This is a genomic window from Cognatiyoonia koreensis, assembly GCF_900109295.1.
Classification (GTDB): Bacteria; Pseudomonadota; Alphaproteobacteria; order Rhodobacterales; family Rhodobacteraceae; genus Cognatiyoonia; species Cognatiyoonia koreensis.
The window spans coordinates 549822-567684 of the sequence record NZ_FOIZ01000002.1; the positions used below are offsets into that span (position 1 = coordinate 549822).

Sequence of the window (17863 nt, forward strand, 5' to 3'; positions counted from 1 at the left end):
CCCTAAATCCTGAATTCAAATGCAAACGCGTAGCGATGCAACGTCTTTCCGGTGACAGACCTCGCGGACCAGTCATCGCGCATATCACCACCACTGCAAAACAATGAACCGGACAGGTCAAAAGACGCCTCGATGTTGTCATAGGCATAGCGGATGCGACCGTTTTCCGGCACTCCGGTCAAGACAACCCGCAGGCGGGTCAGGTCTTCAGTGACGGGATCGGGTACAATTTCCCACCCTTCGATTTCAATATCGTTGTCGCTGATGAGCGATAGCCCGTGCGTCGGTGCAACCAATGCATGGCCTTTCATGACCTCAAAATCAATCGTGACCACATTGCCATCACGTTCGGCTAGAAACGCGAGCGGAGGCAGCCAATCCTTCGTTGCCAAGCCGTCCAGCTCGGCAAGCATTGTCATGCTTTCGGGAGTGACCTGAACCAAACTACCCGCGCGGCGTTCACACCAATAGATCGGCGCAACAAGGACAACAGGCAGCGCGCCGCGTTCTACGAATGCTTTGGGTGTTTGCAGAACAGATGCGTAGTCAGCCCTGAACGCATCACCGACCGGCTGGTACAGATTGATCTGGCGCGCGCCGAGGCTTTGCGCGATCTCACCACAAAGGGTCAAAAGGCGGGCAGCATAATCGGAACTGTCTTCGGTTGCGCCTTGCAGGATGCTTACAGTTTGCACCGCCGGATGGCGACCGTAAGGTTCCAGTGCGCGACGAAACTGCGGAATGGTTTCGATCAAATTGCGCAGTCCAGCGCCTTGCGTCAGTTCGTTCAGTTCTGCACCCATGACCGTTTCGGCGCGTACGCCATGCCAGTGCTTGGGGCCGCGGCAATGGCGCAAATAAGTATCCGCCGCAGTAGAGGCAAAACCGCGACTGGGTCGCTGAATATCATCAGCGTCACGCAGCTTTTCTTCGCCATTCAGTCCCGCCTGACCGCCTTCATCGTTGAAGGTCAGGATATGTGTGAAATGGTCGATCTCGACCGATGGCGACGTGTCGGTGAATTCATCTCCGAAGACAAGGCGCAGCAACACTTCGCGATGGGCATTTGCCCATGGATCACCTGGACCATAGCGAAGGTATTCCCGCGCCGTCGGACCCCAGATATGCGCATTGAAATACAGCGTATCGCCGTCTTTCCGCACGTTCCATGCATCGAAATCAGGAACCATCTCCGGTCCGACAGGACGGCCACCGGGAACATTGAACCGGGCGGCGATGTCCGCCAATGCGTCTTCGGACAACCGCAGATCAATGAGGCCAGACTGGTCGACGCCTGCGACAATTTCATCCCCAATGGATATTAGTGGTAACGCATCGCCGCGACCGAGCCGCACCGCATCGCGAGGTAATTCATGTTCAGGCAAGACGCGGGCCAAATCAGCTATCGTGCTGGGGTGAAGCCGCGCAACAAGTCGCCCAGATGCATCGATACTGACGACACTTTCGCCGCCCAATGTCACGAGCGACGGTGTATCACCGCGTCGAAGTTTGGCCTCTGCACGCGTTTGATACCGTTCGGTAATCTCCTGCGATGACCAGTTTTCCCCAGCGCTGAGGCGCCAGTATAAACAGATGCGTTCCGCCCCAAGAAACACGACAAGTCCAACCGTATCCGGCATGTCGGCAAGCGCACCATCCACATCCGCGACGTCCGCCAGAATGCGGATATGAGGCGGGATGGAAGCGTCGGCCTTAGTCATGGGGGAATGTATAGTGATCTTTGCGGACAAGAGTATAGATACCTCTTTCAGAAATCGGAATCTGACTCATATACGGCTAGAAGAAAGCGATGTTTCACGTCGATTTTTGTCGGTTTTGCTTGAGGCCAGACTAAATCTGCCACAAACAGGTCAGACCTCAGGCCTTTAGATCAGGAGTTCGCGTGTCCCTCTTCCTTATCGTTGCCTTGCCCTTTTTGGGCGCGTTGCTTCCCGGATTGATGTATCAGGCCGGACGTCAGGCCTGTGCTTCAGTCACGTTCACCGTCACGCTCGCCGCGTTCATCGGATTGCTGACCAATCTCCCGGCAGTTTGGTCGGGACAGGTCGTGCAGGCCGGGGTCGACTGGATACCGTCGCTGGGGCTGAACGTAACGTTCATGCTGGATGGACTTGGGTTCTTTTTCGCGCTGCTGATCCTGGGGATCGGCCTTCTGATTATCACCTACGCACGCTATTACCTTGCCCGCGAAGACAACATGGGCGAATTCTTTACCTATCTGCTGTTGTTTCAGGGCGCGATGGTGGGGATTGTCCTATCGGACAACATCCTGCTTTTATTGGTATTCTGGGAGCTGACGTCGCTTTCTTCCTTCCTATTGATTGGGTATTGGAAACATCTGCCTGCTGGTCGCCAAGGTGCCCGAATGGCGCTGACCGTGACAGGCATGGGTGGGCTGGCCATGATTGGCGGGATGCTGATCCTTGGGCAGATCGTCGGGAGCTATGACCTGTCGGTCATACTGCAAAATCGCGAAATCATTCAGGAATCGCCGCTTTACCTTCCAGCGCTTATCTTGATCCTGATGGGTTGCTTCACGAAATCCGCGCAGTTTCCGTTCCATTTCTGGCTGCCGCATGCGATGGCAGCACCGACACCTGTTTCGGCCTATTTGCACTCTGCAACCATGGTAAAAGCGGGGATCTTCTTGATGGCCCGAATGTGGCCCGTTCTTTCAGGGACGCCGGAATGGTTTTATATTGTAACGACCGCTGGGCTCATCACGATGGTGCTGGGTGCGGTCATTGCGCTGTTTAAGCATGATCTGAAAGCGCTGCTTGCCTTTTCAACGGTCAGCCATTTGGGGCTGATAACCATGTTGCTGGGAACCGGCACCGCCTTCGGCGCGTTTGCCGCCGTATTTCACATTTTGAACCATGCAACGTTTAAAGCCGCGCTCTTTATGTCAGCCGGGATCATCGATCACGAAACGAAAACCCGCGATATTCGGACTCTTGGAGGTCTACGTTTCCTTATGCCGATCACCTTTGTGATCGCAACGTTGGCCGCGCTTTCCATGGCGGGGATACCTTTCCTGAACGGATTCCTGTCCAAGGAAATGATGCTAGAAGAAATGGAACATACATACCTCTTCGGTCCCGAATGGCTTGTTCCAGCACTCGCGACATTCGGTTCTCTGTTTTCTGCAGCTTACTGTTTCCGATTGATTTCTCACACATTTCTTGGGCCGCGGCGGAAACCTGAAAGCTATCCCGCCAAACCGCACGATCCCAGTTTTGGCATGTGGGGCCCTCCTGCCCTTCTCGTCGTACTTGTGGTGATCATCGGCTCTGCGCCGTTCCTTGTCGAAGATTTCGTCAAGCTGGTTACGGCATCCGTCCTTGGCCTCGCAGCTGAGGTGCCAGACAAGCACATCAAGATCTGGCACGGTCTTGTGCCAGCGCTTTACATGTCGATCATTGCGGTGATCGGCGGTCTTGCGGTGCTGGCGCTGTTCACGCCGCTGTCAAAGGCATGGGAGGCAACGCCAAGGCCCGAAGCAAAAACGATCTTTGACGCTGTCATTGCTGCGTTTGTAAAGCTTGCCCGCGTCCTGACGCATCCGCTGCATGATGGCGCGTTCTCGCGATATGCGTCAATCTTTGCCATCACCGTAATCGGAGCGGGCTATTTTGCTTGGTCGACAGGCACCACGGGCATGGCCACGCGCGTAATGCAGCCGCCAGATCCGGTAGCCATTGCGGGCTGGCTGATGCTTGTGGCAGCCACACTTGGCCTTGTTTTTCTACATCGCAATCGTCTTCTGGCGTTGATCCTCATCGGTATCGTCGGATTGATGGTTTCAGTTGGTTTTGTGTACTTCAGCGCGCCGGACCTTGCGATGACCCAAATCACGGTCGAGGTGGTGACAATCATCCTGTTACTACTTGCGCTTAATTTCCTACCCAACCGCACGCCGATCGAAAGCAGCGTCCTGCGCAGAACGCGCGACGGGATCATCGCCGTCGCAGGCGGTCTTGGTGCGATGGCATTGTCGTATCACTATCTACTGCGCGATGCCGTCGCGACACCAATCAGCGAATTCCACCTTGCGAATTCCTACAAAGGCGGCGGCGGGACGAATGTAGTGAACGTGATCCTCGTTGATTTCCGTGGCTTTGATACCTATGGGGAGATAATCGTCCTTGGGATTGCTGCCCTGCTGATCTTTGCGCTGACAGAAACTCTGCTTAGCAGCAATGTTCGCGCCAGATTGCTGAACCGCCTGCCGGACCAGCCGCGTGCAGGCGACCGGCATCCAATGATGATGGTTGTTTTGACCCGCGTGCTGATGCCCGTCGTCCTGCTTGTCGGATTCTACGTTTTTCTGCGGGGTCACAACGAACCGGGCGGTGGTTTCATCGCAGGCCTGGTCGTGTCGATTGGCGTGGTGATGCAATACATGGCCTCTGGCTACAAATGGGCGAATGACAGGCTGCGCTATCCATATCATGGAATTATCGGTGCCGGCGTTCTGGTGGCCGGTTTCACGGGTATCGGGTCATGGTTCGTGTCCAAACCATTCCTGACATCCGATTTCACATACGTCCGTATCCCGCCATTCCAGGAATTCGAACTTGCCACTGCGGCGCTTTTCGATGTGGGCGTATTCCTTGCGGTTGTGGGCGCGGTGATGCTGTCGCTTGATAGTTTCTCGCGGCTTGCCCGCACAGCAGAAACAGAAGATCCCGAACACCCGATGGATATCGACCCATCCCGCAAAGACACGCAGGAGGCAAACTGATGGAGCTTCTTGTCGCGTCAGCAATTGGAATCCTTACGTCAGCAGGATTGTACCTTGTGTTCCGGCTGCGCACTTTCCCCGTAATTATCGGGGTGTCGCTGCTGACTTATGCAGTGAACGTGTTCCTGTTTGCATCTGGGCGATTGACAGTTGGTGCGCCGCCGATCCTACGGGACGGAGTGTCGATATATACCGATCCTCTGCCGCAAGCACTTGTGCTGACGGCCATCGTTATCAGCTTTGGCATGACTGCCGTTGTCGTGATGGTTGGGCTGGGGGCGTTTCTTGGGTCTGACGACGATCATATCGACGAGCCGAAGGCCGAAATCGCGGAGGAGGCGGAATGACCCACTGGATCATCTTTCCCGTTATTCTTCCCGCGATCCTTGCACCCTTTATCGTGCTGGCCGCCCGATACCACATCGGTATCCAGCGTGTCTTTTCAATCGTGGGCGTTTTGGCGCAAATCGTCATCTGCACAAGCCTTGCGTGGCAGTCATCCGACGGGACGATCACCCTTTATCAACTTGGTGATTGGGCGGCACCCTTCGGGATTGTTCTGGTTGGTGACAGACTATCCACGATGATGGTGCTGCTCACCGCGGTACTTGCGCTTTTCGTTTTGCTTTACGCGATAGGCTCGGGCTGGGATGAACGCGGGCGGCATTTCCACGCATTGTTCCAGTTCCAACTGATGGGGATCATGGGCGCATTTCTGACAGGTGACCTTTTCAACCTGTTCGTCTTTTTCGAAGTCCTTTTGATCGCGTCGTACGGGCTCATGATCCACGCAGGCGGCAATGAAAGACTGCGGGCGGGCGTACAATACGTAATGTTCAATCTGCTCGGATCGACGCTTTTCCTTTTTGCCCTCGGTTCAATCTATGCGGAAACCGGCACGCTCAACATGGCCGATCTAGCGCAACGGGTCACCATGGTTAGTGCGTCAGAGACAGTCGGCATTCGCATCGCAGCCGTGCTTCTACTGCTGGTGTTTGCCATCAAGGCCGCAGTCGTTCCGCTGCACTTTTGGCTACCCTCATCTTACGCTGAGGCTCCTCCTCCCGTTGCGGCGCTTTTCGCAATTATGACAAAGGTCGGTGCCTACGCCATCATCCGGGTCTACACGTTGGTATTTCATCCAGACCTCGATGTGACTGCCGGACTGCAGACGACCTGGCTTTTGCCAGCTGCACTCTTGTCGCTCGCGGTTGGGATGGTGGGTGTTCTTGCGGCTAAGAAGCTGGACCGCCTCGTGGCATTCTCTGTGATCGGCTCAATGGGAATGGTGCTGGTGGCGATTTCGCTGTTCACGGCGTCCAGCATCAGCGCTGCGCTTTATTACATCGTGCATTCGACTCTGGCTGGTGCTGCTCTGTTCCTCATTGTCGATCTGGTCAAAGCAAGCCGAGAAAACCTTGAAATCAAGGCACAGCAACCTGTTGCTGGCGCGGCGCTGACATCGGCGATGTACTTCACCGCTGCCATCGCCATGGCTGGTCTCCCGCCTCTCTCTGGCTTTGTTGGAAAGCTGATGATCCTCGAATCCGCTTTTGAGAACAATCATATGACTTGGATCTGGGCGATTATTCTTGGAGCGTCATTGATCAGTGTCGTCGGTTTCGCGCGCGCGGGTTCAACACTGTTCTGGAAGGCGAAGACAGTGGACGTTTCAAGTGCCTCGCCGCCCCCGGCTGTTTTGTCTTACGTTGCAGTGGGGGGGCTTTTGACCCTGTTGATTGCGCATACCGTTCTAGCAGGTCCGATCAAGGACTATATGAACGCGACTGCAGGACAGCTATTTGCACCGCAGCCTTATATCGACACCGTGCTTGGAACCCCTGGCAAGCTGTCAGATGGCGGCAAGAAGGAAGGAGACCACTAAGATGTTGTCACGCGCCTTCTACTGGATATTTCCGCACCCATTCCTGACGATCCTGTTGGCAGTCGTCTGGACGCTGCTGCAGAACCAGGTGTCCGCGGGTATGGTCGTCTTTGGCATCATCCTGGGGATCATTCTGCCGAAGCTGACATCAGTGTGGTGGCCGGACCGACCCACCGGTTTCCGGGTTGGAAAGATGACAAGTTACGCAATCATGGTCCTTTGGGACATCATGGTCGCAAATGTACAAGTCGCATGGATCGTTCTGACCGTGCCGAACGCCAAACTGAAACCGGCATGGATCGTTGTGCCGCTCGACCTCAAGCAACCCGAAGCGATTACCATGCTGGCGGGGACGATTACTCTGACGCCCGGGACTGTGTCGGCGGACCTCTCTGACGAGGGCCACAGCCTCCTTGTGCATGTCCTGCATACCTTTGATCCCGACGGCGTCAGAGACGACATCAAGAACCGCTACGAGGCACGTTTGAAGGAGATTTTCGCATGACCTTCGCAGACACACTTATGCAATATGCATTGATTGCTGCATTTATTGTGGTGGCGCTTGGGCAGATCATGTCGATGATCCGCCTCGTGATCGGGCCTGATACAGGGGACCGAATTCTTGCGCTTGATACGATGGTGGTGAATGCCATCGGAATGATCGTACTGCTGGGAATTGCACAAGGCATCCAGATCTATTTCGAAGCAGCGATGATCATCGCAATGCTCGGCTTTGTATCGACAGTTGCTTACGCACGATTTGTCCTAAGGGGGGACATCATCGAATGATTGAAACCATCGGGACATATGCAACGGCGTTCTGGCTAATTGTCGGTGCGGGCTTTGCGCTGGTCGGCGCAATCGGAATTCTGAAGTTCAATGACGGCATGACACGGCTGCATGCACCGACAAAAGTCGGCACTGTGGGGGTCGGTGCACTTTTGCTGGCGTCGATGATCCACAGTTTTACCATTGGAGCGGGATCATTCCACGAATTGCTGATCATGTCGTTTCTCTTTGTGACAGCACCGATTTCCGCAAATTTCATCGCTAAAGTGCACATTCACAAAAAATCATGCGATACACCACCACCCCCACCACGCGACGACACGTGGTCGACCCTGAACACGCCAGCAGACCAACAACTGGCACCACAGGCAGAAGAAACAGACAAAGTGAGACTGTAGCATCAACTATTGTTGTCGGCCAGATTTTGGCTTTGGAGGTTGAGCACGACGCGCAAGTCAATGATTCCAGCGGCCCGATGGTCGATTTGCGCGTTACCATGCGGCGGGATGCGACGGCGGCCGCATTGACTACAATCAACCAGATATCCTTGGTTAGTTCGCGTTTATCGAAGGCATCTTGAACACTGCATTACCTTTGGAGGTGAAAGGGCCGGCGACTGTACTCATTCGACCAACGCAACGGTGCCATTTGAGCGCTCTGCAACGTCAGGAATGTGTCAGTCCGCGTTTTCTGTAAAAGGTCAAAGTGGGACCGTAATCCTCAAATCTTTCGACAATGAAGGATTTGTCTAACCGCTCTCGCCACGCCGCTTCGATCTCATCCGCAATGTCGTCATAGATCTCTTCTGGGTAGTCATTGAGCGAAGCTATATCATAAACATGAAGATGATTTAGAAGCCGCTCAATTTCATGCGGTGGCAGGCCTTCTTTGAACCAGCGGTCTATGTTCCGATCATCAGTGATGTCTGCGTTCAAAAATAGTCCGCGGTACTCGCGGACACTGATATTTTTCGCCTTTTCGATATAAGTCTTGAAGACTTCGTCGAATGTCTCGGTCATGGAAGCTCGCTTGGGAACGCTGGTCGTACATCCGATCGCTTGTTTGCGAACACGTTCCCATTAGGTGCCGTATTCCTATCCCAGTGGACGACGTGAGGTGTGGAAACGCCACCGTGCGCGGCACCTGTGATATCCACTCTATGCGATGGCAGACCATCGGTTCCCCAAACCTGATAGTGGGTGACGTTGCCGTTTGCATCAGCCCGATACATCACGGTATTTGGTGCTTGTTGTGTCGTCGGGAAACGACCTTGGTGTTGCGTTCCGACTGTGGTGACATCCGCTCCGGCAACTGGTGGCTTTGCGAACCTTCCGCGCGTATCTCGCCATCTACCAGCGTTGTGATCAAACCGTACGCATCCAGCCAAGCCGAGCGGATCAATCCAGGTATTAGGGTCAGAGACATATCCCTGCGGTCTTGTACCGCCTTCAAGTCCAATTGGATCAGGCGTCAGATACTGCGTCGCCTCTGGGTCGTAGTAACGGAACCGATTGTAATGCAGTCCGCTTTCCTCGTCGTACCACTGCCCTTGGAACCTGATATTGCAGGTCAACGGAGCGTGGTCATCGTTTGCGGCCTTGGGCGTTTTCCAGACTTGCTGATCCTGGATATCGCCCCACAGTCCGATCCGGGCGCGCCATGCTGCGCGCTTTCCGTCCTCGGTGACAAGCTCGCGTGGGGTGCCAATATGGTCGGTGACGACATAGTAAAGCTCGTCGCCTAAGATCTTTGCCACGGGCAGGAATGTACCAGGTTCATAAACCCATGACTCGGCCTGATCCCATGCGATAGTTCCGTCGGCGTAGACAGGCGCTTCGGCAGCGATCTGGTCACCATCCCACTGATAGGCACGGCCTGCTCCCGGCGGCAGATACCCCGGTGCGTCAGATTCTTCGGATGCACCAGCGACCAGCTTCAGGCGGCGGATCCGGCGACCAAGCGCGTCATAGCCATAGGCCCAAACAGCGCCATCTGGTGTGGTCAAGCGCACAAGCCTGCATTCGCCATCCCACTGCATTGCCCAGGTCTTGGGCCGAAAGCCGGGTTCCTCGACCCGTTTTTCAATGACGCGCCCACAGGCATCGTAGCGATAAAAGGCACGGCCCCGTGACAGCACACGGCCACCAGGGGACGACTTGACGTCATCCTGTCCTTTTGCCGTTTGAATGGCGGTGATGTTTTTGGTGGCGTCATAGGCAAAATGAGCCCGCGCAACTTCGTACCCGGATTTGTCAATGTGCTGCGTCGCGCTAACCTGACCGCGCGGATCATAGCCCATGCGCGTTTCACCCCAGCGGGCATCTGTAATCCCGACGGCACGCCCCGCCTTGTCCCAGTCATAACTGCGATAGGCCCGAGCCACAGCACCATAGCTTGCGTCATAGCGCGTCGAGACCGAAACCATTCCCTGGCGTGCATCATTGGGTAGTTGGTCGATATGCCCCACAATCTGCGTTTTGAGCTGCGCATTGGGCGTATAACCCTGCGCCATTGCAAAGCCTGCCGCGCTTTGGCGCAACACTTCAAGTCCGCGTTTGTCATACTGAAAACGCAAAGAGTCGTGCCCGGAAACCCGCAGGTCCTTCAGCAAGCCACCATTTGAATAGCTGCTTTCCAGGGGCAAAACATCACCTGAGCGTGCAATGCGAAGGCCTGATGATGCGGCATAGTCCGATTTGACCTCGCGCCCATTCAGCTTTTCCGATTTCACGCGGCCGAGGGCGTCGTAAACATATTCGACCTTGGCGTCCCGGTTTTCGGCCAGCGTCATGCGCCCGCAGGCGTCATATTCGAACCGCGTCACCGCATCAGCGATACGCATTTCGATCAGGTCACCACGTTCGGAATAGCTGTAATCTGTCTTGATGCCATCGGGTGCGATCTTGCGGATCACGCGTGATGCCTTGTCCCGCTCGTATCGGGTGACGAGACCAGAGAAATCTCGCTCGACGATCAATGCACCGACTGCATCATATTTGTATTCGTAACGTTCACCCGCTGCGTTGATCACGGCGGTCAGACGCATTTCGCGATCGTGCTCCAGCGTGATCGTTTTACCAGCGGCATCCGTGGCAGAGATCGGAAGGTCGAACGCACCAAAGTCATAGCGGCTTGTCTGACCTTCGGCGTCGGCAAAAGATGCAAGCTGACCTTCGATGTCCCACTGATAATGCGACGTGCTGCCATCCGGCATCCTGATCTGTCGAACCGTGCCACGCGGATTCTGCGGACCACGTGTGACATCGTATTTGATAACCTGACCTTCACCGTCCTGCATCATGGTCAGGCGACCTTCGACGTCATATCGCATGCGGCTTTCGTGCCCGTCACCGGAAACAAACATGCGCGGGCGCATCATATGATCGTAATAGACACGTTCCTGCCCACCACCGGGCAATTCAACGCGCAAAATTTCGCCTTTTTCGCCGCGACGATAGGCAATTTCGCCCCCTAACGCGTCTGTAACGCTGCGCACATTTCCCTTGTCGTCGTAGTTGAACGTCTCGACCGACCCGTTCGCATCCTTGCGAGAAATCAGTAGACCTGCCTCGTCGTAGGTCCATTCGAGTTTGGCTCCGCTTGGATCCTCGGCTGAGGTCATGTTGCCGTAGTCGTCAAAACTATAGGTTGACGTGTTCCCCAGTGGATCGACACGCTTTGTCACGCTGAACTGGTTGTTCCATTCAGTCAGCCATTCGCCACCCAAGGCGTCGATTTCGCGGGTGACAAGTCCGTCGGCATTATAGTGGAAGACCGTCTGGTGTCCGGCCGAATTGGTTGCAATCGTGAATCGTTCTTCTGGGTGGTGGTCCAGCAAAGCCCCCATGTGTCCGCTGCTTGACCATGATCGCTCAATCCGATTGCTATGATCGTATTCGTAGTAGACCTCGGTCGCTTTCGCGTCCGCCCAACGGACGATACGACCCTTTTCGTCATAGTTGTATTTCAGCGTGCCCTTCTGCGCTGACCGTACCTCTGTCAGCTGACCAGCACGGGAATAATCCCAGTTCACAACGCAATCACCGTCAGGATGTTCGCGTACCGCGACTGTGCGCATGAGGCCATTTTCAGACATGACGTCCAACGCAAAACCGTCGGAATGAACGACCTCTTTTAGCCCGTGCTTGTCATAGCCAAAGCTGATGCGGTTCTTGTTGCGATCCTCGATCCCGGTGAGAAGGATGCGATCTCCATCGCGCCAGCCGAAGATATAGAATAGCTGCTCTCGACGATCATAAAGGAATATGTCTTTGCTCTTTTGCCCCATCATTTCCAGATGCGGCATCCGCAGGTTACTGGAATCGATGCGTTCGTCCGGGACGTAGAAGGTTACGTTGACCCCATCGGGATCCTGATAAACAAAAGTCGGCCCATCAACGCGCAGATGCTGACCCCAACTACTTGCCCAGCCGCGCCCTAGAAGCCCCGTTGCCTTTGGGGCGTAGCTGCGGGTCAATTCGAGAGGGATCGTACCCGGAATACTGAAATCAGTGCGCACATCTGTCAGTTGGCCAGTCGCGACATCAATCGGATCAGCGTAAGTCGTGCGGGTCAGCGCAGGGGTCGAGTCCACCGCGTTCGCAACATTGCTTGTGCGTTTCGGACGCGGGAACTGGACAAAGTTCAGTGCGACAAGAAAGGTCCGCGTAATTCGCGTATCCCAGCCGCGATCAATGTCCAACGCGAAGGTGCTGATGTCGATGTCGATTGCAATATCGGGGCACCCGTCATTGATCGTCGCATCACAGGTCGTTTTATTCCCGATCCGGGCGATCGGCAGACTGTTAGCGAAGACGGTTTCTGCACCGGTCGCGCAGGCGTGCGGTGAGGACGAATGTCTCGTGCACGCCACAAGGTCGGTCACACGCGCGACCGGCTTGTTATTGAAAAAGACGTTTGTGGATCCTTTGGCAATCGTGCCGGCGTAGGACCCGTATTGACCTGCGGCACTGGCAAAACCCGCACCCAAACCTGCGAGGAAACCGCCCGCCAAGGCACCAAGGGCAATCATCGCCAAGCCGCCTGTCGCCGCGATCAAGCCACCAACAACAACTGCGGCGACAGCACCAACAACCAGTGCGCCCAAGGTTGCCCATCGGCTGGTATGCGCAATCTCCATCCCCATCGTCGCGGGCATTTCCCCGTTTTCTGGCAAACGCTCAAAGCCAGGGATGCGGCTCATCACTGTGTGACCCAGTGCATCACCCGCCGCGACACCGATTTTGGCACCGACCCAACCAGCGCCAACTGCAATAGCAATCGGGGCAGCTCCCATCAGCGCACCTGCCGCAACACCAGTGCCCGCTGCACTCGCGGCCATACCACCAGCAACCGCGCTATATCCCAATACACCGCCCGCAATACCATAGTTGAAGACAGGGCTTTCCGCGACATTCAGGAGATTGTCGTAGTTGCGCTCAAAACCATTGCGGCCGAACTCCTGACTGTACTGGTTCTCGCCATCCCACGTTGGAAGAACGCTATCTTGTGTGACAGTTCCGCCAACACGCGAAGCGTTCAGACCGGGATCAGACAGTGCACCAGCGAGGATACCCATGGGATCAGGCTACGTCCTCTTGCGGTTTGAAGTTCAAGGATGACGTGATTCGCCGCACTTCCGCCTTTTGCTTGTCGGACAACGGACCTTGTTGAGAAGCCGTCAGAACCATCGCGCCTGTCGGTGCGTTCACCGTCGTGATAATCTGGTTCATGTCACCCTGCTTGGCTTTCCATGTGCACTCGATCTCGACCGCATCGACACCGCAGATGGTCAGGGACTTCTTCGTCAGAACAGTAAACTTCGTCAGCGCCTCACCGGCTTGCTTCAGCTCGCCCTCGACATACTCAAAGAAATCCATGCCCCAGGGGATTTGGTCACGGGTGATCGTAAATGTCATGCCCGCACCGCCACCGTTTGCCGATACGACATTGATCGACTGGTCTTTCCACTCATCGGGGAGATCAATCGTGCCTTCGTTAATCGTATACATGCTTATCCTGCGCTGTCTTTGTTAAGGTGGATCATCGCCGCGACCTGGTCGATGAAGTCGGCGTTCAAAAGGATCTGCGATCCGTTGGAATTGATCACAATGGCGTCGGGCGTCATGACGATATAACTGTCACCCGTCGCAAGCGTGATCATGTCGGTTGCCGTCAGCGTTGTCGTCCCCGCACCGCCTTCGCCTGCACTGGAATGGCTTTCGATATCCGATGCGGTGATAAGATGCTTTTTGGCGACGTGCTGGCTCAGGTTCCCCGCGACAATCGTGTCTGTCATGTTGCCGGTGACGATATTCGTCGTCTGATCCCCAGTTTGAACCGTGATCGTGCGGTCGCCCTGATCGACATATGTGGACTCGTTATCCAGAATGATGCGTTCCAGATCTTTCTGGGCATGAATAAAGATTTTTTCCTGACCGGCCTGATCTTCGAGGGTGAGTTCATTAAATCCTTCGCCCTCGTGGGTCTTTGTCTTGAATCCGCTCTTGGTCTTGGCCGCAGGTAAGCCTTCGGCCGGCATGTTCTTTGAGTTATAAACACAGCCGACTATGATCGGTTTGTCCGGATCACCGTCCAGGAAGTCGACAATCACTTCCATGCCAATCCGCGGAATAACCATGCCTCCCCAGCCGCCATGCGCCCAGTTCTGCGATACACGCACCCGCATGGAAACCGCACCGGCCAAATCCCAATGGAACCGAACAAGAACGCGGCCGAACTCGTCACAGTCGATTTCACCTTCGCCAACAACAACCGCAGTCTGCGGACCTTGGACAACTGGCCGTTCAGTCTTGCGCGGCGGCGCGAGCGGGGACGTGACTGGCATCATCTTGTAACTGCCCGAATAGGCGAAGCCATCGCTTTTTGTATCGCCGCTTCCGTATGCGTCAGAGACATAGGAATGAGTCGCGGACAGACATAGGTACTCCTGACCGACTGCACCCGGCAGCGGGTCACCGGTCAACACAACACGCATCCCGGCACCCAGCGACGTGCAATCCCCGATGGCACGGTGGCGATGGTCCCTTCCCCGCTCCTGATTTGTGCGCAGCGCGGCCAATGTCTTGCCAAAGGCTTGATCCAGATAATCGCCCGGATATTCGAAGCTTTCGAGCTGACCGTTGGCAAATGCCGCGTCGCCGATCCGTTCAACTTCCATAGCCGCAAGCGGCGTTTTGAAGTTGTAGTCGATCATGCGGACCGCACCCGTGGTCATGTTGCGCTCAGGATGCCATTCCCAGAAGTGTTCTGAGCCGGCCTGCGGATTGCCGTCATGCGCTTTGTATTCCCGCGTGGTGCCGACGACATAAGGGTGGTCTTCGACGCCATCGGTCAGGACAAGTCTATGATTTCCGGCCACATGGCGGAAATGATAGCTGATGCCGAATTTTTCCATCAAACGGCATGCAAAATTGAAATCACTCTCGCGATACTGAACTGTATACTCAAGCTCCGGATAGCTGTTGACGAGACTGACATCGAGGTGCGGCTTACCCAAACCCGAATAGTCGGCCAGCAACTCTTCAATAATCTGCACGACCGTCTTGTTGTGAAAGATACGCTGGTTCCGGCGGCGCGTCGCTAGCCAGAACCAAGGACGCAGGATCAGCTTGTACTTGTTGCCGTTCTCACCAACGCCTGCCCAGCGGGCTTGAGTCACGATCCCGTCGAACACCCGTGGTTCATGGTCCTGCGATTCTATCGCAACTGATGCGTGTGTGCCTATCAGTTTGTCAAAATCTAGGTTCTGTTCGGTGCTAAGCGCATGGACTTCGTACTCAAAGCACTTATTGATGAAATCGTTACCCTCAAATCGCAACAACACAAGGACATCCTTGCCAAGTGCAGTTGTCAGCCGGCCAGCGCGCTGGTCTTGAGTAAACAAAACATTCATTGGGCTAATTCCCTGTCACAATTGGAAACGGCACGGCAAAAATCTTGGGCCTATTCGCGAAGAACGTGTGGGCACTCTACCGACTGCCCGAAGAACATCAAGCAAGGAGAACCTGACCTTTTCAAGTCGGCAACAGTGTTTCCATAAGGTGATATTCTGTTGTCAGATTAGGAACAGAGCAGGTGCAATGTTCAAAAGGAATAACCTCAAGTTTGGCAAGAGATTAGTTTTTGAGATTGAGCATCCCGCGCAAGTCACAGTTTAAAGACCATCGCTTTCCGCGTGAAATCATACTCTGTACCGCGCGTTCGTATCTCCGCGATCCCATTTCCGACTAAAACGTCGGCAATCTTTTTGACAGAGCGCGTAGTCACGGTAGATTGCCCTACAGTGTTGCGCTGGTTCCAGAATAAACCAAGCGCTCCGAGAAGTATCTGTGCCCGGCGAGCGTAGGCTGGTATATTGATAAAGCCTAAAACCGCGCTGGCAGAAAGTGGCGCAATTTCTAGTGCGCCATTGTTACCAGGGGCCGGTTGGTTGATTTCCGCCTTGCAGTGCGGCGCGATGTAAAGGTGGCCACATCGATCACAAGACAACCAGTTGTCCTTCGTGAGATCGCGTTCGTCGAAGACCTCTCCAACGTCGGCGCATGACCTTTGGCGATGAAACGGCCCGCGACGGTACTCATCCGACCAACGCACAGTAACGTTTGTCTTATGACGTCCGCCGCGACCTAAGGTAGAGGTGGCGAATAGGTCAGGTTTGGTCTGCGGCTGCAATCCAGACTTCAACACGGCGGTTGATAGCGCGGCCATCTTCGGCAGTGTTACACGCGGATGGCGCAACTTCACCGTAACCAGATGCGGTGAATTCGATCCCGGCAAGGCGGTCACCTGCAAACTGCTGCATCATGTTCATGACCTGTTCAGCACGTCCGATCGAAAGGGCGTGGTTGTTGTCAAATTCACCAACACCATCCGTGAAACCCACGAACATGATCTTTGAGCCCTCGGGCTGCGCTTCGAGGTAGTCCGCGAGCCGCGCCATATCGATCGCACCACGTTCATCCAACCTCGACGAGCCAGTGCGGAAACGGAATGTCGTGGACAGACGATCGTGATCGGCCATTTGGCTTAGCATTTCGCGCATGACGCTGCCTTCATAGGCATCAACAGACGGATCTAGCAGCATACGGGCACGATCACCGTTCATTGCCTGTTCGCGCCGCGTGATACTAAGGTCGATGAAGCCTGATTTAGCAATCACGCTGTCTGCTTCGTCAGACATCACGTAGTTGATGAATTCGTCAGCCGCCGCGTCCAGATCGTCACCACGGTTATAGAGGTAAAGGCGATGCTGAAGCGCGTATTCTTCGGTTTTTGCCGAGAATTCGTCAGGTGTCATGTTAATTCCGCATTCGTTCACGAGGGAAAGCGCCTTTGCTCCACGCTGGAACGCGTAACCGACATAACCTATTGCGTTGACATCAGCGTTTACTGACGCGGCAGTCAGACTGTTGTCGTTTTCTTCAATGGCAGATGCCGCAGTCTTTGCGCCGGAAGCACCAAAGACACGGTCCTCGAAAACGGAACGTATACCCGAGCCTTCTTGGCGGCTGATGATCGTTATAGGCGCATCGTTTCCACCCACATCGGACCAGTTCGTGATTTCGCCCGCATAAATTCCCGCCAGCTGTTCGATGCTCAGACTGTTCACCGGATTGTCGGGGTGCGCGATGACGACAAGGCTATCGACTGCGATTATGTGTTCCTGTTCAGGGCTGGTCATGTTGCCCGCCCCAGCATTACGCAGTTCGCGCGCTTCGGCAGGCAGGACCCGGCGTGTGGCCATACCAATCTGGGCCGATCCATTCAGCAACGTCTTAAACGCATCGTCGGAGGATGTGGAAGTCACAAGATACGTACCGATCTTATCGCCAAATCCGCTATCACTCACGAGTTTGGCATGGATTTCGCCTTCTTTTCCTGTTGCGAAAACAGATGCTTCGGCGTCAAGGTATGACGCGTACCCAGAAATCAGCAGCGGCATCATATCCAGACCAACCGTATCGGACCCTGCAACCTGAACGTCTGCCGATGTCGTTTCAGGTTTTGGGCAGGCGTCCCCTTCGCAACGTACGCGGGACGCGGCGACATGCAGATCTCCCAAACCGGTGCGGATTATGTAGTTGTCGTTTGTGAATTCGATGACCTCACCTACGAGGTTCACCGTCCCGTCGGCTGACTTCAATATGACTTCATCAGCAAGAACGGACATTGGCAAAATGCCAGCGCCGAAGGCAACCAGTGCGATCGAAGCACGTTTCTTGAGATTAGCGCGACTGGAAGCCATTTTATTCTCCTTGAACCACTCAATAGCAGTCTTCGGAGACAGGCCAGATTCACCTCCCGTAAGACTGCATTACTTAAGATCGCCCGGTACATCCGGGACGAACAACGCAAGGTTAACGCGGACAATGTGCTGTAAATACGGCGTATGTTGGCTTATT

Annotated in this window: 12 protein-coding genes; 6 read left to right on the top strand and 6 right to left on the bottom strand. The window is 54.9% G+C overall.

Annotation, left to right across the window (positions count from 1 at the left end; genetic code table 11):
- Positions 1-2: 2 nt before the first annotated feature.
- Entirely contained in the window at positions 3-1721 is a 1719-nt protein-coding gene (locus BMY44_RS14390; protein WP_089996267.1) for a hypothetical protein, read from the bottom strand.
- Positions 1722-1903: 182 nt separating this feature from the next.
- Between BMY44_RS14390 and BMY44_RS14395 the strand changes: the two genes are divergently transcribed.
- The 6 genes from BMY44_RS14395 to mnhG are packed head-to-tail and all read left to right on the top strand — an operon-like array spanning position 1904 to position 7837.
- Positions 1904-4765, top strand: a complete 2862-nt coding sequence (locus BMY44_RS14395) for a monovalent cation/H+ antiporter subunit A (protein WP_089996270.1) — start codon at positions 1904-1906, stop codon at positions 4763-4765.
- Positions 4765-5112 carry a Na+/H+ antiporter subunit C gene (locus BMY44_RS14400; RefSeq protein WP_089996272.1) on the top strand — a complete coding sequence of 116 codons (348 nt, stop codon included), beginning with the start codon at positions 4765-4767 and terminating at the stop codon, positions 5110-5112. The genes BMY44_RS14395 and BMY44_RS14400 overlap by 1 nt, the downstream gene beginning before the upstream one ends.
- Positions 5109-6650, top strand: a complete 1542-nt coding sequence (locus tag BMY44_RS14405) for a monovalent cation/H+ antiporter subunit D (protein WP_089996275.1) — start codon at positions 5109-5111, stop codon at positions 6648-6650. The genes BMY44_RS14400 and BMY44_RS14405 overlap by 4 nt, the downstream gene beginning before the upstream one ends.
- Before the next feature lie 4 nt (positions 6651-6654).
- Entirely contained in the window at positions 6655-7155 is a 501-nt protein-coding gene (locus BMY44_RS14410) for a Na+/H+ antiporter subunit E (RefSeq protein ID WP_089997187.1), read from the top strand.
- A complete protein-coding gene (locus tag BMY44_RS14415; protein WP_089996277.1) occupies positions 7152-7439 on the top strand; it encodes a K+/H+ antiporter subunit F in 288 nt (95 codons plus the stop codon). The genes BMY44_RS14410 and BMY44_RS14415 overlap by 4 nt, the downstream gene beginning before the upstream one ends.
- Complete coding sequence (mnhG, locus tag BMY44_RS14420) at positions 7436-7837, top strand: monovalent cation/H(+) antiporter subunit G (RefSeq protein WP_089996280.1); 402 nt, start codon at positions 7436-7438, stop codon at positions 7835-7837. Before BMY44_RS14415 ends, mnhG begins: the two co-directional genes overlap by 4 nt.
- Positions 7838-8104: 267 nt before the next feature.
- Here the strand turns inward: mnhG and BMY44_RS14425 are convergent, their stop codons facing one another.
- The 5 genes from BMY44_RS14425 to BMY44_RS14450 form a co-directional block, all read right to left on the bottom strand.
- On the bottom strand, positions 8105-8458 hold the full coding sequence (locus tag BMY44_RS14425; protein ID WP_089996282.1) for a hypothetical protein: 354 nt from the start codon (positions 8456-8458) through the stop codon (positions 8105-8107).
- On the bottom strand, positions 8455-13017 hold the full coding sequence (locus tag BMY44_RS14430) for an RHS repeat-associated core domain-containing protein (protein ID WP_089996285.1): 4563 nt from the start codon (positions 13015-13017) through the stop codon (positions 8455-8457). The genes BMY44_RS14425 and BMY44_RS14430 overlap by 4 nt, the downstream gene beginning before the upstream one ends.
- Positions 13018-13021: 4 nt before the next feature.
- Positions 13022-13450 (bottom strand): DcrB-related protein, encoded by a 429-nt coding sequence (locus BMY44_RS14435; protein WP_089996287.1) that lies wholly within the window; start codon positions 13448-13450, stop codon positions 13022-13024.
- A gap of 2 nt (positions 13451-13452) precedes the next feature.
- Complete coding sequence (locus tag BMY44_RS14440; protein ID WP_089996290.1) at positions 13453-15354, bottom strand: type VI secretion system Vgr family protein; 1902 nt, start codon at positions 15352-15354, stop codon at positions 13453-13455.
- A 756-nt stretch (positions 15355-16110) separates the two neighbouring features.
- Entirely contained in the window at positions 16111-17706 is a 1596-nt protein-coding gene (locus BMY44_RS14450) for a substrate-binding domain-containing protein (protein WP_089996294.1), read from the bottom strand.
- Between the last annotated feature and the right edge of the window lie 157 nt (positions 17707-17863).